Source organism: Nitrospirota bacterium, from assembly GCA_026387665.1.
GTDB lineage: Bacteria > Nitrospirota > Nitrospiria > Nitrospirales > Nitrospiraceae > Palsa-1315.
Genome location: JAPLLG010000013.1, coordinates 317,023 through 337,587, shown reverse-complemented (window position 1 = coordinate 337,587; position 20,565 = coordinate 317,023). Strand labels below are relative to the sequence as shown.

22 protein-coding genes are annotated in these 20,565 nt (G+C 57.3%); 7 read left to right on the top strand and 15 right to left on the bottom strand.

Going from position 1 to position 20,565, the window contains the following annotated elements; genetic code table 11:
* The first annotated feature begins 57 nt into the window (after window positions 1–57).
* Both NT179_12355 and NT179_12350 read left to right on the top strand, forming a co-directional pair.
* A complete protein-coding gene (locus tag NT179_12355; protein MCX5722801.1) occupies window positions 58–786 on the top strand; it encodes an HAD family phosphatase in 729 nt (242 codons plus the stop codon).
* A gap of 94 nt (window positions 787–880) precedes the next feature.
* Window positions 881–1,243, top strand: a complete 363-nt coding sequence (locus NT179_12350; GenBank protein ID MCX5722800.1) for a hypothetical protein — start codon at window positions 881–883, stop codon at window positions 1,241–1,243.
* Window positions 1,244–1,321: 78 nt separating this feature from the next.
* Here the strand turns inward: NT179_12350 and NT179_12345 are convergent, their stop codons facing one another.
* The 3 genes from NT179_12345 to NT179_12335 form a co-directional block, all read right to left on the bottom strand.
* Entirely contained in the window at window positions 1,322–2,353 is a 1,032-nt protein-coding gene (locus NT179_12345; GenBank protein ID MCX5722799.1) for an NAD-dependent epimerase, read from the bottom strand.
* 221 nt (window positions 2,354–2,574) lie between these two features.
* Complete coding sequence (locus NT179_12340; GenBank protein ID MCX5722798.1) at window positions 2,575–4,206, bottom strand: MBL fold metallo-hydrolase; 1,632 nt, start codon at window positions 4,204–4,206, stop codon at window positions 2,575–2,577.
* Window positions 4,207–4,258: 52 nt separating this feature from the next.
* Window positions 4,259–4,699, bottom strand: coding sequence for a VOC family protein (locus NT179_12335; protein ID MCX5722797.1), 441 nt, complete (start codon window positions 4,697–4,699; stop codon window positions 4,259–4,261).
* A 383-nt stretch (window positions 4,700–5,082) separates the two neighbouring features.
* Between NT179_12335 and NT179_12330 the strand changes: the two genes are divergently transcribed.
* From NT179_12330 to NT179_12320, 3 genes are all read left to right on the top strand, one after another.
* Window positions 5,083–5,919, top strand: a complete 837-nt coding sequence (locus NT179_12330; protein ID MCX5722796.1) for an SUMF1/EgtB/PvdO family nonheme iron enzyme — start codon at window positions 5,083–5,085, stop codon at window positions 5,917–5,919.
* A 2-nt stretch (window positions 5,920–5,921) separates the two neighbouring features.
* The gene (locus NT179_12325) at window positions 5,922–6,302 is read left to right on the top strand and encodes a four helix bundle protein (protein MCX5722795.1); all 381 of its coding nucleotides are present in this window, start codon (window positions 5,922–5,924) and stop codon (window positions 6,300–6,302) included.
* A 102-nt stretch (window positions 6,303–6,404) separates the two neighbouring features.
* On the top strand, window positions 6,405–7,196 hold the full coding sequence (locus NT179_12320) for a uroporphyrinogen-III synthase (protein ID MCX5722794.1): 792 nt from the start codon (window positions 6,405–6,407) through the stop codon (window positions 7,194–7,196).
* 12 nt (window positions 7,197–7,208) lie between these two features.
* Here NT179_12320 and NT179_12315 read toward each other — a convergent pair whose 3' ends face one another.
* The 5 genes from NT179_12315 to NT179_12295 all read right to left on the bottom strand — a co-directional run bounded on the left by NT179_12315 (window position 7,209) and on the right by NT179_12295 (window position 11,488).
* Window positions 7,209–8,105, bottom strand: coding sequence for an SUMF1/EgtB/PvdO family nonheme iron enzyme (locus NT179_12315; GenBank protein MCX5722793.1), 897 nt, complete (start codon window positions 8,103–8,105; stop codon window positions 7,209–7,211).
* 20 nt (window positions 8,106–8,125) lie between these two features.
* Window positions 8,126–8,737 carry a hypothetical protein gene (locus NT179_12310; protein ID MCX5722792.1) on the bottom strand — a complete coding sequence of 204 codons (612 nt, stop codon included), beginning with the start codon at window positions 8,735–8,737 and terminating at the stop codon, window positions 8,126–8,128.
* Between the two features lie 29 nt (window positions 8,738–8,766).
* Window positions 8,767–9,768: a zinc-dependent alcohol dehydrogenase family protein gene (locus NT179_12305; GenBank protein MCX5722791.1), complete on the bottom strand. Its 1,002-nt coding sequence runs from the start codon at window positions 9,766–9,768 to the stop codon at window positions 8,767–8,769.
* Between the two features lie 190 nt (window positions 9,769–9,958).
* Window positions 9,959–10,570 (bottom strand): YceI family protein, encoded by a 612-nt coding sequence (locus NT179_12300; GenBank protein MCX5722790.1) that lies wholly within the window; start codon window positions 10,568–10,570, stop codon window positions 9,959–9,961.
* 51 nt (window positions 10,571–10,621) lie between these two features.
* The gene (locus NT179_12295) at window positions 10,622–11,488 is read right to left on the bottom strand and encodes an energy transducer TonB (GenBank protein MCX5722789.1); all 867 of its coding nucleotides are present in this window, start codon (window positions 11,486–11,488) and stop codon (window positions 10,622–10,624) included.
* Window positions 11,489–11,913: 425 nt separating this feature from the next.
* Here NT179_12295 and tdh point away from each other — a divergent pair, with 425 nt between their 5' ends.
* Together tdh and NT179_12285 are read left to right on the top strand one after the other, a co-directional pair.
* Window positions 11,914–12,948, top strand: a complete 1,035-nt coding sequence (gene tdh, locus NT179_12290) for an L-threonine 3-dehydrogenase (protein MCX5722788.1) — start codon at window positions 11,914–11,916, stop codon at window positions 12,946–12,948.
* Window positions 12,949–13,058: 110 nt separating this feature from the next.
* Window positions 13,059–14,249 carry a glycine C-acetyltransferase gene (locus NT179_12285; protein ID MCX5722787.1) on the top strand — a complete coding sequence of 397 codons (1,191 nt, stop codon included), beginning with the start codon at window positions 13,059–13,061 and terminating at the stop codon, window positions 14,247–14,249.
* A gap of 84 nt (window positions 14,250–14,333) precedes the next feature.
* Here NT179_12285 and NT179_12280 read toward each other — a convergent pair whose 3' ends face one another.
* The 7 genes from NT179_12280 to NT179_12250 form a co-directional block, all read right to left on the bottom strand.
* On the bottom strand, window positions 14,334–15,446 hold the full coding sequence (locus NT179_12280) for a VacJ family lipoprotein (protein MCX5722786.1): 1,113 nt from the start codon (window positions 15,444–15,446) through the stop codon (window positions 14,334–14,336).
* Window positions 15,447–15,666: 220 nt separating this feature from the next.
* The gene (locus NT179_12275; GenBank protein ID MCX5722785.1) at window positions 15,667–16,428 is read right to left on the bottom strand and encodes an alpha/beta hydrolase; all 762 of its coding nucleotides are present in this window, start codon (window positions 16,426–16,428) and stop codon (window positions 15,667–15,669) included.
* 17 nt (window positions 16,429–16,445) lie between these two features.
* Entirely contained in the window at window positions 16,446–18,245 is a 1,800-nt protein-coding gene (locus NT179_12270) for a DUF4105 domain-containing protein (GenBank protein ID MCX5722784.1), read from the bottom strand.
* Between the two features lie 148 nt (window positions 18,246–18,393).
* Window positions 18,394–18,912 (bottom strand): DUF3015 family protein, encoded by a 519-nt coding sequence (locus NT179_12265; GenBank protein MCX5722783.1) that lies wholly within the window; start codon window positions 18,910–18,912, stop codon window positions 18,394–18,396.
* Window positions 18,913–19,074: 162 nt separating this feature from the next.
* Window positions 19,075–19,578 (bottom strand): DUF3015 family protein, encoded by a 504-nt coding sequence (locus tag NT179_12260; GenBank protein ID MCX5722782.1) that lies wholly within the window; start codon window positions 19,576–19,578, stop codon window positions 19,075–19,077.
* 172 nt (window positions 19,579–19,750) lie between these two features.
* Window positions 19,751–20,179 carry a hypothetical protein gene (locus tag NT179_12255; GenBank protein MCX5722781.1) on the bottom strand — a complete coding sequence of 143 codons (429 nt, stop codon included), beginning with the start codon at window positions 20,177–20,179 and terminating at the stop codon, window positions 19,751–19,753.
* Window positions 20,179–20,541: a hypothetical protein gene (locus NT179_12250; protein ID MCX5722780.1), complete on the bottom strand. Its 363-nt coding sequence runs from the start codon at window positions 20,539–20,541 to the stop codon at window positions 20,179–20,181. Before NT179_12250 ends, NT179_12255 begins: the two co-directional genes overlap by 1 nt.
* Window positions 20,542–20,565 lie beyond the last annotated feature (24 nt).

Genomic DNA, 20,565 nt, shown 5'->3' with positions numbered 1-20,565 from the left:
CCCACGCAAGCCATTTCGCTACAGTGGCGCCACGAGACGACCCAGCGAGGCCCAACGATGATTCGCGCCATCATTTTCGATTTCAACGGTGTCATTGCCGACGACGAAACGCCCCACCTCCATTGCTTCCAGCAAGCATTGACCGAGCGTGGCCTCTCGCTGACGAAGGAAGACTACTACGACACCTACCTGGGCATGGATGAGCGCACCTGCGCCGCAGCGCTCCTCACTGCGCGACATGGCGCCTGTGACCGGGATCTGCTACGGACCATCATGGATCGGAAAGCGACGCTCTTCCGGAACCACACAGCCCTCCACAAGCCATCCCTCTTCCCCGGCGTCGTCGAGTTTGTGCAACGCGCCACATCTCAGTATCGATTGGCCATTGCCACGGGAGGCAGCCGGGAACAAATCGACCAGGCACTGCGCGAGACGGCCATCGAGCGGGACTTCTTAGTCATTGTGTCGGCGGACGACGTGGCCACTGGCAAGCCGGACCCGGCGATCTACCAGGCGGCCCTGAAACGGCTGAATGCAGCAGAGCCCCGCCCCCCGCTGATCACCGCCGCCCAATGTCTCGTGATCGAAGATTCCCTGGCCGGCATCCGCTCCGCCAAGGCCGCCGGCATGAAGGTCCTCGCCCTCGCCACCACCTATCCTCCAGGACAACTGACCGAAGCCGATCTCGTCCTACCGAACCTCGAAGGACTCCTGCCCGAATCGCTTGCATCGCGACTCCCGGAAAATCGGCCATCTGAGCCGTCTCGCCCCCTCCCCCATCGGTAGCAGACTCCCCCTCGAAAGGTGAATAGACGGCCTTGCGTCCGCTGGAATAGCCTGTGAACACTCTTGGTGTGTACAGAAAGAAAGGCGAACGACCATGCAAACTCCGGCAGCCCAACCACTTCACGCAACCGGCGCGCAACGACTCATCCCTCAGCTCGCCATCGCGGCGACGCTCCTGCTCCTCTCTGCGACCGCGGCATTCTCCGACACCACGATTGCCTCGGATCCCTCGCAGATGCGCGAATGCCCTCCAACGGACGGGGTCCCGTTGTACACCAATAAGAAGCTGCCAGGCTGTACCCTGATGACCCTCAAGCCTCTGTCGGTTGTGCCGTCGCTGAGCGGCATGCCGATCTATCGCCCCAGCATGATGACGGCGCCGCGCTACGACGCTCCTTCATCCTCTGATCGTCATCAACGGGGCATGGCAAGCAGGGGGCAGGCCGTGCCCCATTGAGCAGGAGCGGCATCCTATCATCAGGATTTTTTCACGCTGAGGTCGCTCTGGCAGGAGGTGAAAGAGACTTGGCGCCTCTTATACCTTATAGAACTCCCGATACCACTGCACGAAACGGGGAATCCCCACCTCGATAGGTGTGGCTGGCTTGAATCCGACATCCCGCGACAAGTCTTCGATATCGGCGTACGTCGCGGGCACATCACCGGGCTGAATCGGCAACAGTTTCTTCTTCGCCTTTTTCCCGATCGTCTGCTCCAACACCTCGATAAAGCGCAGCAGCTCAACCGGCTGGTGATTGCCGATATTGTAGATCCTAGCCGGCGCTGAACTGGTTCCCGGATCGGGCTTATCGCCGGACCAGGCAGGGTTCGGCTTGGCCGGATGGTCGAGGGTCCTGATCACCCCCTCGACAATGTCATCGACATAGGTAAAGTCGCGGCGCATCTTTCCGTGGTTGTAGACCTCGATTGTCTTCCCTTCCAGAATCGCCTTCGTGAAAATGAAGAGAGCCATATCGGGCCGACCCCAGGGTCCATAGACCGTAAAGAACCGCAAGCCCGTGCAGGGGATCCGATAGAGATGCGCGTAGCAATGGGCCATGAGTTCATTGGCCTTCTTGCTGGCCGCATAGAGCGAGACCGGATGATCCACATTGTCATGAATGGAAAAGGGCATCTGGGTATTGCCGCCGTAGACGGAACTCGACGAGGCATAGACAAGGTGCTGCACCTTCGCGTGACGGCAGCCTTCCAGAACATTCAAAAACCCTTCGATGTTGCTGTCCGTATAGGCATGGGGGTTCACCAACGAATAACGCACGCCGGCTTGCGCCGCCAGATGGACCACCTTCGCAATCGGCTGTTCGGCAAAGAGCTTCCGCATCTTCACCCGGTTCGCCAGATCCGTCTTGGTGAAGGTGAACTGTTTGAAGGGCTTCAGCTTCGTCAGCCGCGCCTTCTTCAGTCTCACGTCATAGTAGTCATTGACGTTGTCGAGCCCGATCACCTTCTCGCCTCGCTCCAACAATCTGATCGCCGTATGAAAACCGATAAATCCTGCAACGCCGGTCACGAGGATCGGAGCTTGTTCTGTCTTGCGTATGGCCATAATCAATCCTTATCGATCTAACAGGATGCTGAAAAAGTCCGCCAGCGTCGTTCTCGCCTCGAAAGCATCCTCAACGTAGCCAGGGGCTACGCCTCCGGTGCTTTCATCGACTGCGGCCTTGCTGGACGGCCATTTTGAGCATCCTGTGGTTATTCTGGCTTCAACGCCAAATGAAATATTTCTACCCAGCCTTTTGCGTATACCGAGTCTCCCTCAGCCTGCTAGCGATATGGGCTGCCGGCCTTCATGAAGGGAGGGTCGCCATGGTCGAGCCGGTAGAGGGACAGAGGCGTCAAAGCCTCCCCGGTCTTCATCGGCATCACCAGCCCGTCGGCCGTGCCGCGAAACAGATCCAGAGCCTGACCGCAATGATACCCGCATCCCTTGGGAGCAAGAAGATCCTTGAGCGCTTCCGGCCGTTCCCAGTGGGCCGTCAACAAGGCCGTGCGGGCGGGATTTCGTTTACTGAACATGAACGAGAGATGATCTGGATACCAGTCTGCGCCGCCTGTGGCATAGGACACGAAGAGTGTGGCCTTCGCCGCAGCACAGACCTCGGCCAGGTACGAGTTCGTGAGATAGCCGTTTTCTCCCACGTCGAGCCATTTGCCTGGATGGGACAGAGGCGCGTGAGCCGCATGGCCACGGACTTCGAGCAACTGTTGTTGCGAGGCAAGCACCAGAGAAATCGGCCCATGTTTCTGCACGAGCGCCTGGATCACTCCGTCCTTGAGCGCGGACTTGCCGCTGTTCGTTGGGCCGCTGTCCGCATGCACGAGCACGTTGTAGCCCCGGTCGGCAATGAGATAACAGTTGCGCGGCATTTCCAGGTCGCAGGGGTCTTCGCCGTAGAAGGGCACGGAGTAGACCGCCCCTCCCTCGAAGGCCCAACTCTCCCCATGCGCCAATTCAATCACATTGCCGAATCCCAACTCTCGCAAGAGCGACAGATAATCATAGGACAGAATGCGGCGATTCCTTCGGCTCGGCACGATGATGGGCGTCTCTTTAGGCAGGTGTAAGAGCGTGCGAGGGTCCACGTGGTCGTCGTGATCATGGGTCAAAAATACGGCAGCTGGCTTGGGCAGCAGCGATCCCCAGAGCGAGGGGATGGAAGACTCTGCAAACCAGGGAAGCAGCCAGGGATCGAACAGCAAGGCTTGGTCCCGTTGCCGATACAGCAATGCGGCATGCCCAAGATGGAGCATATCTTTATCTTGCAGGGTCTCGAACCAGCGGGACCGGACGGAAGAGGTGTCCGCGCTGACCAAACATTCATGCTGGTGCAGCGCTTCCATCAGTCGCGTGAGGACTCGTTCTCCATCCCGCCCCGAAGTCGCCACCACTGTTCGAATTTCGTCGGTCTGATGCGTGCCGTCCAGCAACCCCAACACCTTTCCCACCAACGGCCCCAACTGGCGCTGATCGAACCCGATCGGAATGGCCTGCCGCTTGACGGAATGGAAAATCCTGAGCCCGCCGTTGGTGACCGTGGCGGATTTGGTGGGGTCGGTCGGAAACTCCCATTGAAAGGTACCGTCAGGCTTTCGCCCGCAGCGAATATGCTGTTGCAGATAGGGGCGAGTGCTGATCACTTCCGCATAGGCATCTTCCAATCGTCTCTGGCGATCCGGATCGTCCACCGGAGCCCGTTTGGAAAAGACATCGCTAATGGCCGTATCAATCGAGCTGGAGAGAAGGCTGTGGGCTTCCTGGAGACTGGCAACGACTTCCGGCGCCACCCCTGCGACAAAGGGAAAGGGCCCAGGAGCCTCGGCGCTCTCCAATTGCACCCAGGACCAGGGCGCCAGACTGAGATACTGATGTTTCGGCAGGCTGTCCCAGATTTTCATGATCGCGAAATGTGAAGCGTGAGACGTGAAAGGTGTGCGGCTGAATTACATTTCACGTTTTACCCTTTACCCATTCCAGCTTGCTGATGTTCGGTTCATACAGGGCCTGGATAACGTTCCCGTCCGGGTCGGAAAAATAAAACGAATAGCTGCCGTCTCGATGCTGCTTCGGCTGCTTCACGACCAGTCCGCCCAGCTGCGGCAGGCGCGGTTCAATCTCCCGATACATCCGATCGACTGCCTCGGGACTTTCAAGAATGACGCCAACATGATCCAGCAATTGCCCCTTCAGCGGTTGATAGGCCGCCAGCTCTGATGGTGGAATCTGGTGTAAGGCGAAATTGTCCGAGCCGGAGCTGAAATAGACATTGTCCTGGTCCGGCTCCCACACCACCTGCATCTCCAACAACTGTTCGTAGAACGTGCGGGAACGAGCAAGATTCGTGACGCGTAGCGCCACATGTCGTAATCCTCGATGAAGCGGAACAGCCATGGCTAACCCCTATTGTAATCGTGCCCGTATAGTAGGGAGCCACCTCGGCTCCGTCAATTAAAAACCCAAGGGGGACGAGGAGGACCATTGGACTCTCTGCACCGTCTAGCAGGCTGCGGAAAAACTCGGTGTGCGCGGGGAATATAGCGAAAATATTTCGCGCAGTGCTGGAACCGCAATCGCCACAGGATGCTCAAAAAGGCCGTCCAGCAAGGCCGCAGCGAGCGAAGGGCCGAATCGTACCCGGAGGGTACGTTGAGGGTCTGAGCGAAGCGAGAACGAAGCTGGCGGTCTTTTTCAGCATCCTGCTAGGCTGCTGCGCTTCCGCTTCCCGCTATGGTACGATGAGGCCGCTTTCGATCTTGAACAAGGAGTTCACCGCCATGTCTTTTCGATTGATTCTTGTTGCGACCCTGCTCTGCCTCTCGATGAACCAATCCCCGCTCTTCGCCGCCGACCAACCGACCAAGACCCCGACGGGTAAAGACGGCGCGCCGATGGTCGAGGTCCAGGCCGGCTCCTTTCCCATGGGGGTCCCGCATGGGGACCGGGATGGCGGGCGCGATGAGTATCCGCGCCATGACGTGTTTGTGGACACCTTCTTTATCGATAAATTCGAAGTGACCAACGGCCGCTATCTGGGGTTCGTCAAAGCCACAGGCCATCGCGGCCCGCAGAACCCTAAAAATCCGACGAGAAATCTCTGGCAGGGCGAGGCCATCACCGACACGATGACCGACCGGCCCGTCATCAATGTGGATTGGTTCGACGCGGAAGCCTACTGCAAGTGGGCGGGCAAACGCCTCCCGACCGAAGCGGAATGGGAAAAGGCGGCCAAGGGCATAGCCGACCGGCGATTCCCCTGGGGCAATGTCGAGCCCACGAACAAACATCTGAACTTCAATCAGCAATGGACCGGCGAAAAAACCTTGATGCCGGTCGGCAGCTATGAATTGGGCAAGAGCCCCTTCGGCGCCTACGACATGGCCGGCAACGTCTGGGAATGGGTCAACGACTGGTACGACGCCCGATACTACGAGAAGAGCCCGGCAAAGAACCCCCAAGGGCCGGACAGCGGAATCAAGAAAGTCATTCGGGGAGCAGGCTGGCAGAACGAGACCCCGACAGTCCGCATCTTCACCCGCGTGGACAGCGATCCGACGATCCGCAACGAGTCCACGGGATTCCGCTGCGCGCTGGATGCCACAATGCAAAAGTAACAATGCAAAATGAAAAAGTAGGGGGCCGAGCGGACATCGTCGAACGCACGTTCTCGTTCGCCCTACAAATCGTCAAACTGTGCAGAGGCCTCGAGCGAACTTCTGGCGCATCAAGGAGTCTGTCTCTCCAACTCCTGCGATCCGGAACCTCGATCGGGGCTAACGTTGAAGAAGCTCAAGCCGGTCAGAGTAAAGCCGACTTCGTGAGTAAAATGGCCATCGCGCTCAAGAAAGCGCGCGAAACGGGCTACTGGCTTAGATTGATTCGCGAATCCGGCATTGCGACAACCGATTCATTAGAGCTTCTGGAGCAAGAAGCTTCGGAACTCGCCAAGATCCTTGGAGCGATCATCTCAAAAGTAAAGAAGACATCCAGAGCCTAGTTCTTTTCACTTTTTGCATTTTTAATTTTGCATTTCTAATTCGCAGCTATGACCAAAGAAACAGGCTTTGCTGGAATTAGCGTCGCATCATTCGAAAGCCGTATGGCCAAGGAGATGGCCCGGCTGATCGAACATTGTGGCGGACGGCCTCTCGTGGCTCCTGCCCTCCAGGAAATTCCGATTCAGGATAATCCCGCCGCCTTGCGCTTGGGCGACGAATTGATCGGCGGACAGATCGATCTCCTGATCCTCATGACGGGAGTCGGCGCCACCGCCCTCCTCGACATTCTCCAATCGCGCCATCCCCTGCCGTCGATCCTGGATGGGCTCAAGCGGACGATAACCGTCGCTCGCGGCCCCAAGCCTGCTGCGGCACTCAAGGCCCATGGCATCACCCCGACACTCACCGTGCCGGAACCGAATACCTGGGTGGAAGTGCTCGCTACGCTGGACTCCTACCGGCCCCTCAAGGGCCTGCGCGTCGCGGTGCAAGAATATGGCATATCCAACCCTGAGCTCGTGGAATCCCTGAAGCAGCGTGGAGCAGACGTCTTTCCCGTGCCCATTTACCGTTGGACGCTCCCGGAAGACAGGGGCCCGTTAAGGCAGGTGCTCGGCGAGATTCTTGCGGGACAGGTTCACGTGATGTTGATCACCAACGCCGCGCAGATCGATCATGTGATGCAGTTACTCGAACAGGACGGCGCCATCGCACAGTTCACAGAAGCCTGCAGAAAAATGGTCGTGGCGTCCATTGGCCCCACCGCCAGCGAACGCCTCCGCCATTACCATCTCCCCGTCGACTTCGAACCCTCCCACTCGAAAATGGGCATCCTGGTCAAAGAAGCCAGCGAGCAGGCCCAGGCTCTTCTTCAGCAAAAGCAATCAGCCTAGACCTGCGCGTCGCTATTCCTTTACGTCTTTCGCGCAGCGAAAACCCATCCAGTTCATTTTGGTATTGGGTTCCGTTCCGTTCCGTTGCGCGCCCCGCACGCTGGGCGTGCTGTCGATCCAGCCTCCGCCACGGAAGCTCTTCTGGGTGCCCTTCTCAGGCCCCTTGGGATTTCGATCCGGCGCGGTCTTGTAATATTCCTTGTCGTACCAGTCCGCCACCCACTCGGCCACGTTCCCCGCCATCTGGAACGTGCCATAGGGACCGACGGCATTGTCGTATTTGTCCACGGAAATGATCGGCGGATAGAGCAGCAGCCGCTCAGGACGATCGCGCACCGGACCGGACAAACCGGTTCGACCGAAGTTCGCACGGGATAAGCCGGCCGGCTGATTGCCCCAAGGGTAAATGCGCCCGTCTTCGCCGCGCGCCGCCTTTTCCCATTCCGCCTCCGTCGGGAGGCGTTTGCCCGCCCACTTGCAGTAAGTATCGGCATCGGCCCAGGACACATGCATCACAGGATGGCTGGCCATCGTCTCCTGGAAATTGCCACCGTCGTACTGCCAATCGATAAGCGGAGGCAGATCCTTGGCCAGGATGTACTTCAAATATTGCAACGTGGTCACTTCAAACTTGTCGATCTCGTATGCGTCGAGATGGATTGTCCGCTGAGGGAGCTCTGCCGAGTAGGCATTGCGGTCTACCTTCCTGTCGCTCCCCATCAGAAAGGGCCCGGCGGGAATCCGGACCATCTCGTCATGAGCCGGCAACTTCGCCCGCTCGATCGCGAGCTTCTTGCCCTCGGGAGTCCATTCCCGAACGACATCGGACACATCCAACGCATGGGCCGATCCGCTGATTCCGATTACTCCTGCAATCACAACACTGACGATGATTCCTAATGCTCGCACGATCCAGCCTCCTTGCTACGTTACATGCCGGGCCCGACAGGCTCCGGCGTTTCTTGCTTCTTAAAATCTTCCAACGGATGAAAATTGAGCGGAAGGTTGAAAAGATAGTCCGACACGGACCGCAGCTTCACATGCTGATACTCCACGATCCAGCTCCCGTCTTTCCTTGCCAGCTTCATCGGGAAATGAATGTCCGTGGCCACCCACTGATAGTACGCCTCGACCAACTCCCCCTGCTTCGTCGTCACTTCATACAGAATCGTCGGATGCCCCTCGCGCACTTCCGTGCCGATCTCCTGCCGCGAGACTTCTCCCTCCAGCTGTTCACTGACTCTGAGGTCCTGCTCAGGACTATAGGGCAGCGTCTTGAAATGTTTCATCCGCGAGAGCAGCAGCCAGACGACCTGCTTGTCCTTCCGCACGATACTGACGTTCACCGGCCCCATCGTATGGTGCTCGATCCGCCACATCTGATCGCGGTAATAGATGATAGCCTTATGCGTTCGGCCATCGATCTTGGTGACCTGATCGGCAGTAAACTCCAACGCCCAGGCCGGCAGGCCGGCGAGCAACAGGCTACAGGCAATTAAGAAAGTGAGACAGGTCTGACGCATGGCGGGAAATCCTATCATAGACCTCTTCTTACTTTCTGCTGGATTGGTTACGAGAGGATGAGCACGCCGGCTCCCGAATAACGTCCGGCCTTCAACTCTTGCAAGGCGCGGTTGGCCTCGGCGAGGGGAAAGGACAGGGTCCTGGGTTTGATCGGAATCGCCGCAGCCTCACGCAGGAGATCGAGCCCGTCCTGCCTCGTATTGGCCGTGACGCTTCGAATAACCTTCTCTCCAAAGACCTCGCGGTCGTAATCCAACGAGGGAATCGGCGTCATGTGAATGCCAGCGAGGGCGAGCGTACCGCCTCGTTCCAGTGATCGCAACGCAGGCGGAACCAATTCGCCGGCTGGCGCAAAGATGATCGAACCGTGGAGCTTGTCCGGCGGCCTGTCGGTCACCCCGCCTACCCAGGCGGCACCCAGCTCACGGGCGAGCCGTTGATGCTCCGGCTTCACCGAGCTGACATAGACCTGACAGTCCCAATGACGAGCAATCTGAATGGCAATGTGAGCGGAGGCTCCAAACCCATAGAGGCCGAGCCGTTGTCCCGGCTGAATGCCGCTCAGGCGCAAGGCACGGTAGCCAATGATCCCGGCACAGAGGAGCGGAGCCGCCTCTTCATCACTGAAGACCGGTGGAATCGGGTAGACAAATGCCGCCGGGGCGAGCGCATACTCTGCGTAGCCTCCATCGACCTGATAGCCGGTAAACCTGGCGCGTTCGCAGAGGTTCTCACGCCCGCTCGTGCAAAATTCACAGGTGCCGCATGTCTGCTGGAGCCAGGCGATGCCGACCCGCTCCCCGACCCTCCGTTCACTCACGCCGGCGCCAACCTGGCTCACGATCCCGACTGCTTGATGGCCGGGAACGAGCGGAAGCCTGGGGTTGGCCAACTCGCCTTCGATGACGTGAAGATCCGTCCGGCAGACCCCGCAAACAGTGAGACGAACCAAAACCTCCCCAGGGCCAGGCTCAGGCATGGGAAGCTCGCGAAGCTGCAGCGGGGCAGTTTCCACCTCCGCTGTGCGCGCCAAGACCATCGCCTTCATGATTGATCGCCCTCGGAAAGATGAACCACCGACCAACAACAACGTGCGAGCAGGCCAAAGCCCTGCAGGACGCTCAAAAAGGCCGTCCAGCAAGGCCGCAGCCGACGGAAGCACCGGAGGCGTAGCCCCTGGCTACGTTGAGGATGCTTTCGAGGCGAGAACGACGCTGGCGGACTTTTTCAGCGTCCTGCTATGGCTTCGCCTTGATACATTCTATATCGAGCCGGACCTGGACCTCGTCGCCGACGACGAGCCCGCCGCTATCTAACGTCTTATTCCAGACCATGCCGAAGTCTTTGCGATTGAGCTTTCCCTCTGCGCTGAACCCGGCCCTGGTATTGCCCCAAGGATCTTTAGTCGCCCCATTATAATGGCCGGCAAGTGTAATCTCTTTCGTCACCCCATGCAGCGTGAGGTCTCCCTGCGCCGTGTAACCCTCTTCAGTTTTCTTGTAACTCTTCATCTTGAAGGTCATCGTCGGATACCGTTCCACATCGAAAAAGTCGGCATTCCGCAAATGCGCATCCCGCTTTTCATGATTCGTGTTCACCGACGACGTCTTGATCGTGGCTTCGATCGCTTTCACGGTCCCGGCTTCGGCATCCATATCAATAAACCCGGCATAATCCATGAACCGGCCGGTCGTCTTGGAGACGACCATATGGGCCACACGAAACTCCACCGTCGAATGGTCAGGATCTACGTTCCAACGGGCGGGCTCTGCCTGAACTGTGAGTGGAAAACAGACCATCGCTCCGAACCACAGGAACAGGAACCAACTCTCTTTTCTCTTCTGCCGCATGGATCTCCTCCTTGGGAAAATATATGGCTACGAGCCTGAACTGGTTATGGTTTATTTCTTCAACGGCTGTCCCGGCCCATCGGACTTGCCCTGCAACGGGCTCCCGACCGACTCCACTTCAAGGGGCCCGACCCGACGGCCGGTTCGCATCCGGACATGCACATCGACTGGCCCATCCCCCAGCTCGGCAGAAAATGAGGGAAACGGTTGAGCATGGACCACCGCATGAATTCCGGCTTCATCGATCTCACGCGCGCCGGAACCCTTCTCAACCTCGATCAACTGCGCCCGACCGTTGGGATACAATTTGAAACGGACCTTTACCGTTTCGCCGCTAGGGGCATGCCGGACTCCCCGGACATGGCGGGCCCAACTCCGGTTGATGAGTTGACTTACCTGCTGCCAATAAGCCTTCTTCTCTCCCGATAAGGCGCGCGAGCCTAGATCTTCCTCGAACAAGGCGTGGGCCACAACCGGCGTCACAGCCTGCTGCACTTCCTCCACAATGACACCCTCGCCCGGCAATGCCTCGCCCTGAACAGGAAGCGACTCACGCTTCTCACTCATCGGCTCCGTCTGATCCAGCGTGACATAGACCACCCGCCGGAGAAATCGTTCCGCTTTGTCTGAACGGGATCGCGAGAAGGTCACTTGGACTCGCGCCGCCTTGGGTGACACGGAAGTCCGGCTCATCGGAATCGGCTCAAGCGTGACCGCCCCCTTCCACACCAGCGACGCGGCATCCGGCTCAAGCGTGACCGTTTGCGTATAAAACACCTTCGATTCACAGGTCGCGACCACCGGAGCCCTCCCAATGGCCAACCCACGAAGAAATATCGTCAGCGTGACTGGCTTGCCGGCCTGTTGGTCCCCCATCGACTCCGGTTGGTTCAACTCGAACTGCACCCACCGTTTCATAGAGCTGGACGAAGAAACAGGCTGCGGCAAGGAGGCTGAAAAAACTGGTGAGAGGAGGAGGGAGCTGGCCACACAACACAGCCCTGCCAACAACACAAGGATTCGGTGGTGCAGCGCCTTCATAGGTCGCATCCTACCGATCTCGCGAACCCTGGCGCAACCTCGTCGTCCCTCCAACCCTGGCAGACGACGAAAACGTATTGCAACATGGCAGAACTTCAAAGACCTACGCGTCTTGGAGAGAAATTGCTCACCTCCGCAGTATGCTCAAAAAGGCCGTCAGCAAGGCCGCAGCCGATGGAAGCACCGGAGGCGTACCCCTGAGGGTACGTTGAGGATTTCGATGAGCCGAGAACGAAGCTGGCGGACTTTTTCAGCATCCTGGCGGGGTAGGCGGAATCGAGCAGCTAGTATACAATGGGGGCATGCGTGCGCTCGTCAAGACATCCGCACAACCGGGATTGACCGCCACTGACAGGCCGGACCCGAAACCGGGCCGCACCGATGCCATTATCCGCGTCAAAGCTACCTCCCTCTGCGGGACCGATGCCCACATTTACAATTGGGACCCCTGGGCCCATAGCCGCATCCACCCGCCCAGGATCATCGGTCACGAAATGTGCGGCGAAGTGGTGGAGGTCGGGTCCGAGGTCACCTTAGTCAAAGTGGGGGACTATGTCGCGGCCGAATCGCACTTAACCTGTGGCCACTGTTTCCAATGCCGCACCGGACAGGCGCATGTCTGCAAAAATTACCGCATCCTGGGAGTCGATTTGGACGGGTCCTTCGCGGAATACGTGGTCTTGCCGGAAGCCGTGCTCTGGAAAACTTCTCTCTCTATTCCACCGGAACTGGCCTGTGCCCAAGAGCCGCTCGGGAACGCCGTCGATGCCGCCCTCGTGGAAGATCTCACGGGGCAGACCGTCCTGATCACCGGCTGTGGCCCGACCGGATTGTTTGCTGCCGCTGTCGCACGAACAGCCGGCGCCTCCCTGATCATCGCCACGGATGTCAGCGCCTACCGTCTCAACCTGGCCACGCAAGTCGGGGTTGATCACGTGCTCAATGCCAAGACCGAAACCCCGGAACAAATCGCCGCCGCCATTCGCGAGATCACAGCCGGCGAAGGGGTCGATGCCTCCCTCGAAATGTCCGGCAACCCGACCGCGTTGCACCAAGCCTTCAGCGCCGTGAAGAACGGAGGCCGCGTGACGCTCTTCGGCATTCCCACCGGGTCCGTGTCCTTCGATCTGCCGAATGAAATTATCTTCAAGGGCATCCGCGTATACGGCGTGACAGGCCGCCGACTCTTTAAAACCTGGTATCGCCTGGCCGGTCTCTTCCAGGCCGGACTCAACATCAAACCGATCATCACCCATACCTTTCCCATGAAAGACTTCGCGCAGGGGTTTGAGTTGATCAACTCAGGACAGTGCGGCAAGGTGGTCCTCTTTCCGTAGCCTTCAGCTGTCAGCCATCAGTGATCAGCTTGAGGCCCAACGGAATGGAACGTTTTCGTTTTTCGACTAACGCTGACAGCTGATCGCTGATGGCTGTATGCTCTAAGAAAATGGCCTACGACTCACTCAAAAAAACTCTTGCGGAACGGCTCGTGGACATCCGTTCAGCCGGCCTCTACAAGTCCGAGCGGCAGATCCTCGGTCCGCAGGGAGCCGAGATCCGTGTCGCGCAAGGCGAGGTCCTCAATCTCTGCGCCAACAATTATCTAGGCCTCGCCAACCACCCGGATATCCGGGAGGCCGCCATCGAAGGACTGCACGAGCATGGCTACGGCATGGCCTCCGTCCGGTTCATCTGCGGCACGCAGGACCTCCATAAGCAACTCGAACAGACGATCAGTTCCTTCCTCGGCACCGAGGACACCATCCTCTATAGTTCCTGCTTTGACGCGAACGGCGGACTGTTCGAAGTGCTGCTCGGCGAGCAAGACACCGTCATCAGCGACGCCTTGAACCACGCCAGCCTGATCGACGGCATCCGGCTCTGCAAGGCAACCAGGCTCCGCTACGCCCATTCCGACATGGCAGACCTGGAATCCAAACTGCGCGAGGCGGCCACCAGCCGGCTTCGCCTCATCGCGACGGACGGGGTATTTTCCATGGATGGGGATCTCGCAAAACTCGATCGCATCGTCGAACTGGCGGAGCGATACGATGCAGCGGTGATCGTGGACGACAGCCACGCGACCGGGGTGCTCGGACGCAACGGGCGAGGCACACCAGACCATTTCGGCGTCGCGGACAAGATCGAGATGGTCACCAGCACGCTGGGGAAAACATTGGGCGGCGCGACGGGCGGGTTTACGTCAGGACGAAAAGAAATCGTCGAGCTCTTGCGGCAACGATCACGGCCCTACCTCTTTTCCAATTCACTCCCTCCGGTGATCGCCGCGGCGGCGCAACGGGCCGTGACTCTCGTGGCCAAAGGAGACCAGTTACGGGCCAGGCTGTGCGAAAACGCAACCTTCTTCCGCGCGCAACTCGCCGCGCTCGGATTCCGGCTCATTCCCGGCGAGCATCCCATTATCCCGGTCATGTTCGGTGACGCGTCGCTTGCCAACAAGATGGCAGAACGGCTGCTAGAAGAAGGGATCTATGTCGTGGGGTTCAGTTACCCGGTGGTACCGGAAGGACAAGCCAGGATTCGTGTGCAGATGTCAGCAGCCCATACGAGAGAACAGCTCGAGCGAGCCATCACCGCCTTCAAGAAGGTCGGCAAAGAACTCGGCGTGATCCGATAAAAACGTCTATCTGGTCTGTCCGGTCTATTCAGTCTATCTCGTTGCTCCAGATAGACCGGATAGACCAAACAGACCTCCTTTGCGCTATTCCCGGATCGCCTTCGCCCGCTTCTGCAAATAGGCGTTGCGGACGGCGGTATAAAGATCGAGCGTGGCTTCCTCGACTCCCTGAAATTTCTCAAGGTTCATCGAGCGCTCGTTCACCATTTCCTCGATTCGGACACCGAGTTGGAGCGACGTGGATGTCATCCGATTCTTGTGGGCAATGATTGAAGGAACGTGTTTGACCTCGACGATCGGAGCGACCAGCCAGTTGATCGGGTTCAAGGCAATGTCGCCAAGAAAGCCGACGAAGTCCCTGACGGTAAAGGGAGGAAGCAGCGGCAATACCAGATAGGGACCAGGCTTGACGCCGTACCGTCCGAGCGTCTGGCCCACATCTTCTTCCGGCGTCTCCAGCCCCATGTCCTTGGCCACGTCGACGATCCCCGCTCCGCCTAACGTGCTGTTCACGAGGAACCGACCCACCTCGATACTGGCTCCCTTGAACTTCCCTTGAAATACATTGTTCAAAAGGCGGGGCGGAAACCGCAGGTTATAATAGATATTCTTGATGCTGACCTGCACCCAGTCCGGCATAAGGAAGTCATATCCCTTCGCGACCGGCTTGAGCACAAATCGATCGAGCTGACGGTTGAATTCGAAGATGTGGGTGTTTACCGGCTCCCAGGGATCATAGTCCTCACCGGCTTCCTCATCGGCCCTGGCAAAAGGATCAAGCGCTTCGTCTGGAGTCGCATCTTGCGGCACCGAGGAGGTCGACGCAGGAATCACCACAGAAGTCGACGCAAAGGTCAGCATGGAAGCCGATAGAGGAATCTGCTCTTCCGCTTCCAGAGGATAGTATTCATTCGCCCTGGCGAAAGGATCGACGGCCCTGACGAAAGGATCAAGCCGGGGATCGTTATCATCGGATCTCACGAAACTGTAAGGTAGTTTGTCCGAAGCAATATCTTCTTGTGGCGCCGAGGGGGTTGGTGCAAGGGCCTGCTCCACGACCGGACTCGCGTCGCTCCGCTCCTGTGACTGCACTATGGCGGCTCTCCCCGCACAGCCTGGCGCAAGCAACATCACGAAACCCAGCAGACTGAACGTCAGCAGACGAGAAGAAATCACCACCCCGGCCTCCTTAGCCATTATTCACACCCAACCGCCATCAGGCCGCTCTGAGCAACCACTCGATCTTACCGAAGCGGACTGTATCAAATATCGAAGCGATCTCCAATCAATTTCACTCATTCTGAAATTATGGAGTGGCGGGCGCCATACGCAAGAGTCCGAAGTTCGAGGTTTTCCAGACTTCACACTTCTAATCGCGCTTCGCTCGCCCGTCGCGCCCATCTCACTTGAGCGTAGGCTAAGACCGGATGACGGTGTGGACGAACTCGATCCATCGCTGGAAATAGGCGGCGCCGCCAATCTGGTACGTGTTGTTATGATCGGCGCCCTCAATGAGGTAGAAGGACTTTGGCGGTTTCGCCGCCTCAAAAATCTGCCGGCCTAGTTCAAGCGGAATGATGTCGTCTTTGTCTCCGTGAATAATCAGTTTTGGCAGAGAGAGCTGCGGCAGGCGATCGATCAATGAAAAGTCCGCCCCGAGCAGCCGATGGACCGGCAGCCCGCCGTAATGAAACTTGGCCACCGCTTCGATCGACGGGAATGCCGATTCGAGGATCAAACCTGCGGCAGGCTTCTGAGAGGCAAGCTCTCCCGCCACAGCCGCTCCGAGCGAACGCCCGAACAGCACAAGCCGTTCAGGGCGAATCATTCTGGTTCGCGTGAGGTAATCGTAGGCGCCCAGCGCATCCTGGTAAAGTCCCTCTTCCGACGGCTTTCCCTGACTCCGCCCATAGCCGCGATAGTCGAACAGGAACACCGATAGGCCTAGCTGGGAGAGGAGCTTCAAATTCTCCAGCCGGTTGATGATGTTGCCCGCGTTCCCATGGCACCACAGGATCACACCGTTCGTCGCGAGGTTCTCCACATACCAGCCGAACAGCTTCGTCCCATCCCCCGATGTAAACCAAACCTCTTCCAGAGGCAAACCGCTCAGGGCTTTCCAATCCCGATCCTTCCAGGGGTCTGGATGGAACACGAAAATTTGATCGAGGATGCTCACGTGATCTCCCGCTGCACCTAGAAGAACGCCTGAACCGACAGCACCACATCGTTGTCGTGATCGCGGTGATTGTACTCCAGCCTCATAGCCCAATTCTGGGTCAGGGTATAGCGCGATCCGACAAACCACCGGATATCGTCGGACTTCTCCCCCAACGCATATTTCAGATAGGTGCCGGTGGCCATCATTTTCCAACGGTCGGTGAGATCGGCCAACAACCCGGCCGTGCCGCCGCCGCCGATGCGATGCCGCTCCTCATAGGCGCGACTATAATTCGCCTCCCCTTCTGCAAAGGCAAAATAGACCTCGCGCTTCAGCCAATGGCTTTCGACCGCCGCGCCGACCCCCCCATTGATCGCCCCATTGCTACACAAGCGGCAGGCATTGTGACGAATCGTCTGCATGCCGACATTGATCTTCCAGGAGGGGGCATGAGAGAGAGCGTCCATCGGCGACAACGACAGGACATTGGCAAGCGTCGCGCGTTCCAACCGGAACTGATCGGCCCGGTTGTAATGCCGCAGCGCCACGGATGCCAGCTCCAGTTGCGAGTTCGGGGTATAACCGATCTCCGGATCCAGGAGATCATGGTGCCCCGCACGGACGGTGACTTCCTCGAAGGTATCATTGTTGCGCCATCCACCACCTACACTCGCCCTCGACGTGCTGTGCCCCGCATCCGGATGATCCGCAAAGGGCAGAATCTTCATGTCATCAGACGGTATTCTGAGCGCGCTTCGTTCAACCAACACCTTCCGGTGACGCTCCTTGTAATCAGCAGCGTGCTTTCTATCCGTCTCACTCTGATATCGAAGATAGTCCGATGCCGCATCCAGAAGAAACGTCTGTTGTTTAGGCGAAAGAGCTTTGGACTCCGCCATGGTACTGAGCGGATGACCGCTTGCGAGCTCCATCATCATCCATCGTTCACCCGTTGAAAGCCGTTCCCATTTTCGTCGGACCGTCGTCCGTCTTGAAGGGCGAAAAACCGTCTCGCTTACCAGCTGTGGGCCTGTCGCGATCAAACGCACCGTGTCAGACGGAACAGTCCACACATGGAATTGGTTCGTCAAATGAAGAGTCGGATCCGCATATTCAAGAAGTGAGAGAATGTGGTACGAGCAATTCTCCTTGAAGAAAAAATAGTCGAAATACGTGGTGCCTAATTCCCAGACGTGTTCAAGCAACCGCCGCACTTGATGCTCCGAGAAATTCAAGCGATATTCCCAAATGTCCCGATTCTCAATGTCCCGATACTCCTGCACCTTGAGGTAATAGGGCGGCGTCATGAAGTAGCCCCTGAAGCCTCCAAAGATTCCTTTGATGGGATACAGGGCGCCTTCATCGGGAGGGACCTCTGCCGCATAGTTGATGGTGTACGCCAGCAACCGCGTCTGTTCGGTCTGTCCTTTTTGATCGACCCGAAGAAACGTGTGACCGAACATCGAGGCCGGGTTATCGAGGAAGGCTGAAGCAAAAATCAGCGTGACCGACTCAGCATTGAGTTCATGGACCCATAGGTCAAATCGTTCACAACGAGTCACTGGCAGCTTAGCCTCATTGATCGCAAGACGGTCTTTCAGCCAATGATAGCGGGCAATAAACGAGCACTGAGCCGGCTCTTTCGAGCTTCCGACTGGTTCTCCAGAAAATAGTGAACGAATCGTGCCTTCCAGCTCAGCCTGCGGGTCGGTTCTGCCGATGGGGGAGAGAAAGAATTGCGGATCGTCCGCTTCGCTCGTATAGCCGCCAAGGAGATTCTCCCGATAATGCAGCAGGAGATGCCACTCCCGCTCATCTGCGAGGCGGAATTTCATGGCCGACCCAAGAAGCTCGACGAGATAGGGAGGATCGGAGAGCCCGGCGGCACTAACAAGAGACGTGTGTGGGAAAAAGAGCAGCGTGAGATGGAGAACGAGAAGCCAAAAAGGGCTCCGACTATGAAGCCGGAGCCCTCGTGAGGTTTTAGCGGACAACAACCTGGGAAAGAACGGGATGAGTCGCGATCGCATCATTAAGCGCCGCCACCAATGTCACAGGGGAATCCTCGCCAGCCTTCACAAGGTTAGCATGGCGCTCCTGAGTCAGGGCGAAAAAATCACCCTGATGTTCAACCGGCACACCCATGAGAGTCGCCAGCGAGGCTAGATGCTCACCTTGGCCCTGCGCCATCTCTTGCGCCAGACTCTCAAAGTTCACCTTCGCGAACATCGTGGCCTTTTGCTCCGTCCATAGCTTCCCGTTGTTCTTGCACCCCCATGTACCTGAGGTGATGCCACCCGCCTGCAAAGGAATTATTGGGTTATTGGTCGTGGAGATGAACAACTGTTTCCCGATGGTGTCCGTGTTCGACTCATTCTTCCATATCTCTTTTCCTAATCCGCATCCTGGGCCAGTGTCGCCAATCCCTGTAGCCAGCGCCACGCCGGCCTGTGATCCAATGAGTGCCACGACAACCGATGCAGCAAAAAGTCCCTTGCGCATATAAATCCCCCTTTACACGTGGATATGAGAAAGGCCCCATCATCCAAACATTTATTGCGTTATATACAATAAAAAAACAGGCAAGACCAGGAGAAGTAGGTTCCGCACACTACCCGACAATGCAAAACACGGCCTAATTGGCTGAGTAGCGCGGACTAGCGACTACTTACTCTCTGCGAGGACAGGACGAACCACTATCGCCTCTCGCAGCGCCTGCTGGACCATAATTGGATCGTCTTCTCCCGGCAGAGCCAACGAAGCATAACGTTCTTGGGCCATCGCGAAAAACTCAGGTTGCTCTTCCAATGGCACGTGCATGAGAGTGGCCAGCGACGCGAGGTGCTCGCCACCCCCACGAGCCATATCCTCTGAAAGGCTCGCGTAATTGATTCCAATGAATAGACTCGCCCTCTCGCTATCCCAGATTCTGCCGTCATTACTGCAGCCCGATGTACCAGAAGCAACGGCAAACGAATGACTACCGGTCACATTAGTGGTAGCCATGAACATCTGTGGTGCGATTTGCTTTTGCCCCTTCCAATCCTCCCACAACTTCTTGCCAAGCCCACAGCCAGGGCCAGTATCCGGATTGGATGCAGCCAATGTGAAGTTCACGGGTAAGCAGATGAAAAACACAACGAACAATACGAAAATCTGTTTCTTCATTGCTGAACCTTCCGTTATCTCCCTTGTTTCCGAGAAGTTCCCCGGAATCCAAAACATGCTCGAAGTATAACATGCCCCATCGCAACTGTTGAGGCCGTCTAATTTAAATAAAAAGAAGCGGGCCGTGGCTAACGACAGCCACGGCCCGCTGAAAAACAACTCGCGCGTGCGCTTAGTGTCGATAGGAAGCAGTTTGAGCAATCGTGCCGGTTATCTCCATGCATTGCTGCCCAAAAATATAGGGAATCACCCAGCCCTTAGCTGTTAGCACGACGTCAACCATCACATCCCCCTTCCCTCGCTCCAAGGCCTGATCCATTGCATTTTTCCAGTTTACTTCGCCCATTGGGATCATGCCAAAAAGCATATTGACGCAATCCTCTCCTGACTGACGATCGCCCAGCTTTACGCCAGAAACATCCACATTCTTAGTGCTTAAAATCGTAAAGTCTCCCAGGCGGGTGGTGCACCCAGTCATTATGAACATGCCTGCACAAAGTACCGCCGCTAACATTGTGCGGCTTCTCAACATTTCCATGGCTCCCCCTTTTGCATGCGAATAGGCTTCAGGTTGTGGATTAATTCGACGTGCTCGCATCATTATTTCTTCCCAAGCTCAGCCCGAGCAACTCTCCCCTCAACCTTAAAACAATGTTGGTTGAAGATCATGGTAACGATATCGCTTTGCCACAAAACTACGTCTGCCAGCACGTCACCCTTAGCTCGCTCTAGCGCCTTGTCGACGGCGGTCTTAAAACTAGGCACCGTAGGACCAGAAATCGGAAACATGAAAAAACTGGTAGAGCAATCTTCCCCTTCAACCTTCTCTCCCTTCTGAGAGAACTGGCCAATGTTCTTTGAGCTACCCACCGTAAAGTCGCCAAGCCTCATCGAGCAGCCCCCCAGCAAACACCCTATAAACAAAACCACAACAGAGCGCTTCACCCCTCTACCTAGCTGCATAGCTCCTCCTTACGTTGAAAATGG

Coding starts and splice junctions, on each gene's coding strand:
- NT179_12355 (MCX5722801.1), top strand. CDS start 58: ATGATTCGCGCCATCATTTTCGATTTCAACGGTGTCATTGCCGACGAC.
- NT179_12350 (MCX5722800.1), top strand. CDS start 881: ATGCAAACTCCGGCAGCCCAACCACTTCACGCAACCGGCGCGCAACGA.
- NT179_12345 (MCX5722799.1), bottom strand. CDS start 2,353: ATGGCCATACGCAAGACAGAACAAGCTCCGATCCTCGTGACCGGCGTT.
- NT179_12340 (MCX5722798.1), bottom strand. CDS start 4,206: ATGAAAATCTGGGACAGCCTGCCGAAACATCAGTATCTCAGTCTGGCG.
- NT179_12335 (MCX5722797.1), bottom strand. CDS start 4,699: ATGGCTGTTCCGCTTCATCGAGGATTACGACATGTGGCGCTACGCGTC.
- NT179_12330 (MCX5722796.1), top strand. CDS start 5,083: ATGTCTTTTCGATTGATTCTTGTTGCGACCCTGCTCTGCCTCTCGATG.
- NT179_12325 (MCX5722795.1), top strand. CDS start 5,922: ATGCAAAATGAAAAAGTAGGGGGCCGAGCGGACATCGTCGAACGCACG.
- NT179_12320 (MCX5722794.1), top strand. CDS start 6,405: ATGGCCAAGGAGATGGCCCGGCTGATCGAACATTGTGGCGGACGGCCT.
- NT179_12310 (MCX5722792.1), bottom strand. CDS start 8,737: ATGATAGGATTTCCCGCCATGCGTCAGACCTGTCTCACTTTCTTAATT.
- NT179_12305 (MCX5722791.1), bottom strand. CDS start 9,768: ATGAAGGCGATGGTCTTGGCGCGCACAGCGGAGGTGGAAACTGCCCCG.
- NT179_12300 (MCX5722790.1), bottom strand. CDS start 10,570: ATGCGGCAGAAGAGAAAAGAGAGTTGGTTCCTGTTCCTGTGGTTCGGA.
- NT179_12295 (MCX5722789.1), bottom strand. CDS start 11,488: ATGAAACGGTGGGTGCAGTTCGAGTTGAACCAACCGGAGTCGATGGGG.
- tdh (MCX5722788.1), top strand. CDS start 11,914: ATGCGTGCGCTCGTCAAGACATCCGCACAACCGGGATTGACCGCCACT.
- NT179_12285 (MCX5722787.1), top strand. CDS start 13,059: ATGGCCTACGACTCACTCAAAAAAACTCTTGCGGAACGGCTCGTGGAC.
- NT179_12280 (MCX5722786.1), bottom strand. CDS start 15,446: ATGGCTAAGGAGGCCGGGGTGGTGATTTCTTCTCGTCTGCTGACGTTC.
- NT179_12270 (MCX5722784.1), bottom strand. CDS start 18,245: ATGAAATTCCGCCTCGCAGATGAGCGGGAGTGGCATCTCCTGCTGCAT.
- NT179_12265 (MCX5722783.1), bottom strand. CDS start 18,912: ATGCGCAAGGGACTTTTTGCTGCATCGGTTGTCGTGGCACTCATTGGA.
- NT179_12260 (MCX5722782.1), bottom strand. CDS start 19,578: ATGAAGAAACAGATTTTCGTATTGTTCGTTGTGTTTTTCATCTGCTTA.
- NT179_12255 (MCX5722781.1), bottom strand. CDS start 20,179: ATGATGCGAGCACGTCGAATTAATCCACAACCTGAAGCCTATTCGCAT.
- NT179_12250 (MCX5722780.1), bottom strand. CDS start 20,541: ATGCAGCTAGGTAGAGGGGTGAAGCGCTCTGTTGTGGTTTTGTTTATA.